This is a genomic window from Plasticicumulans sp. (assembly GCF_035331805.1).
Taxonomy (GTDB): Bacteria; Pseudomonadota; Gammaproteobacteria; order Competibacterales; family Competibacteraceae; genus Plasticicumulans.
In genome coordinates this window covers 1-2,524 of the sequence record NZ_DAOLKE010000443.1, presented here as the reverse complement: position 1 = coordinate 2,524, position 2,524 = coordinate 1, and the positions used below count along the sequence as shown (strand labels likewise).

General features: G+C 69.9%; 2 protein-coding genes. Both read left to right on the top strand.

What is annotated here, in order from left to right; all coding sequences use genetic code 11:
• The first annotated feature begins 173 nt into the window (after positions 1–173).
• Positions 174–383: a DUF465 domain-containing protein gene (locus PKE44_RS18135; RefSeq protein ID WP_324554047.1), complete on the top strand. Its 210-nt coding sequence runs from the start codon at positions 174–176 to the stop codon at positions 381–383.
• 73 nt (positions 384–456) lie between these two features.
• Positions 457–2,271, top strand: a complete 1,815-nt coding sequence (locus PKE44_RS18130; protein WP_324554045.1) for an ABC transporter ATP-binding protein/permease — start codon at positions 457–459, stop codon at positions 2,269–2,271.
• Positions 2,272–2,524: the final 253 nt, after the last annotated feature.

Below are 2,524 nucleotides of genomic sequence, written 5' to 3'. Positions count from 1 at the left end.
GGGGCTGAAAAGCGAAGCGTTGCGGCAGGGAAAACGACGCGGGCGCGCACGATCCGGCGTCGTGTCGCGCCGCTTGCGCTGCCGCCGCGGAACGCATCGGTCGCGTCGCCGCCGGCTCTGATATTCTCCCGCCGTTTGTCCGGTCTCCGGGACGAGCGCGGGGGAATCAGGCCATGAACGATGACGAACGCCAGGCGCTGGAACTGCGCCTCGCGGCGCTGAAGGTCGAGCATCGCGATCTCGATGACGTGATCGCGCAGCTGCCCGTTCAGGGCCGCTACGTCGACCAGATGCAGCTGACCCGTCTGAAGAAGCGCAAGCTGGCGCTGAAGGACGCGATCGCCAAGATCGAGGACCAGCTGATCCCGAACATCATCGCGTGACCGGCGCACGCGGCCCGCAGGCGCGGCGCCCCGGCGAGCGCCGTGCATGCTGCACCGCGAGTTGCCGCCGCCCATGATGTTTTCTTCCGCCCCGCACGGGCGCCACACCGAACTGCCGGGCAGCGAACGGCCGCTCAGCCACAACCTGCGCGCGCTGGCGCCGTATCTGTGGGAATTCCGCGGCCGCGTGCTGGTCGCGCTCGGCTGCCTGCTCGCCGCCAAGCTCGCCGGCATCGGCGTGCCGCTGCTGCTGAAGCAGCTCGTCGATGCGCTCGATGCCAGCCGCCACGCGACGCTGGCGCTGCCGCTGGGGCTGCTGGCCGGCTACGGCGTGCTGAAGCTCGCGGCCACCGCCTTCAACGAGCTGCGCGACGTGCTGTTCGCGGCCGTGCGCTACCGCGCGATCCGGCGCATCACGCTGCGCACGCTCGAACACCTGCACGCGCTGAGCCTGCGCTTCCACCTGGAACGTCAGACCGGTGCCATCGCCCGCGACCTGCAGCGCGGTTCGCAGTCGCTGTCGACGCTGCTCAATTACCTCGTGTTCAGCATCCTGCCGGCGCTGGTCGAGCTGGCGCTGGTCTGCATCGTGCTGTTCGTGAACTACGCGCCGGCCTTCGGCGGCATCATCCTCGCGTCGATCGCCGTCTACGTCGGCTTCACGCTGGCGGTCACGCACTGGCGCATCGAGCACCGCCACGACATGAACCGGCTGGAATCGCAGGCCCAGAACGAGGCCGTCGACAGCCTGATCAACTACGAGACGGTCAAGTACTTCGGCAACGAGCGTCTGGAGATCGCGCGCTGCGACGGCACGCTGGCCGGCTGGGAGCGCGCGGCGCTCGCCTCGCAGACCTCGCTGTCGCTGCTGAACTTCGGTCAGGGCGCGATCATCGCGCTCGGACTCACGTCGATCATGGTCTACGCCGCACACGAGGTCGCCGGCGGGCGCATGAGCCTCGGCGATCTGGTGCTGGTGAATGCCTTCCTGCTGCAGCTGTTCGTGCCGCTGAACTTCCTCGGCGTCGTCTACCGGATGGTGCGCTACGCGCTCGCCGACATGGACCAGCTCGTGCGCCTGCTCGACACCACGCCCGAGATCCGCGATGCCGCCGATGCCCGCACCCTCGTCCCCGGCCCCGGCGAGCTGCGCTTCGAGCACGTGAGCTTCGCCTACACGCCCGAGCGCCCGATCCTGCACGACGTGAGTTTTACCGTTGCGCCGGGCCGGCGGCTGGCGGTGGTCGGCGCGAGCGGGGCCGGCAAGTCGACGCTGGCGCGGCTGCTGTTCCGCTTCTACGACGTGCAGGGCGGGCAGGTGAGCCTCGACGGTCAGGACGTGCGCACGCTCACGCAGGCCTCGCTGCGCGCCGCGATCGGCATCGTTCCGCAGGACACGGTGCTCTTCAACGCCACGCTCGAATACAACCTGCGCTATGCCCGGCCCGACGCCACCGATGCCGAGCTGCACGCGGCCGTGCGCCTCGCGCAGCTCGAAGCCTTCGTCGCCGAGCTGCCGCAGGGGCTGGACACCATCGTCGGCGAGCGCGGCCTGAAGCTCTCGGGCGGCGAGAAGCAGCGCGTCGCGATCGCGCGCGCGGTGCTCAAACGCCCGCGCGTGCTGATCTTCGACGAGGCGACCTCCAGCCTCGACACGCGCGCCGAGCAGGCGATCCTCGCGGCGCTGCGCACCGCAGCACAGGGCGTGACCACGCTCGCGATCGCGCACCGGCTGTCGACGATTGTGGATGCCGACGAAATCCTCGTGCTCGATCACGGCCGCATCGTCGAGCGCGGCCGGCACGAGCAGTTGCTCGCGTTCAACGGCGCCTACGCCCAGCTCTGGGCGCTGCAGCTCGCCGAGCGCGAGGCCGAGGACGTGGCGTGAGCGCGGGCAGGCGGGGCGGCTTGCTGATCCTGTTCCGGGCTTCTCTCCCGCAAGGCATCGGTATCTACGCAAGCTGCAGTGGCGGGTTCTGGCTTCGCCCGGGCAGCGCTGATGGATCAGGACGATGGCAAGGCATTGACGAACAAGCCCCTCCCCCCTCGCGGGGGAGGGGTTGGGGAGAGGGGGGCAAGGTCCGGACGCAGTGCCGGCGTCTCCCCCTCTCCCCCGACCCCTCTCCCGCAAGGGGAGAGGG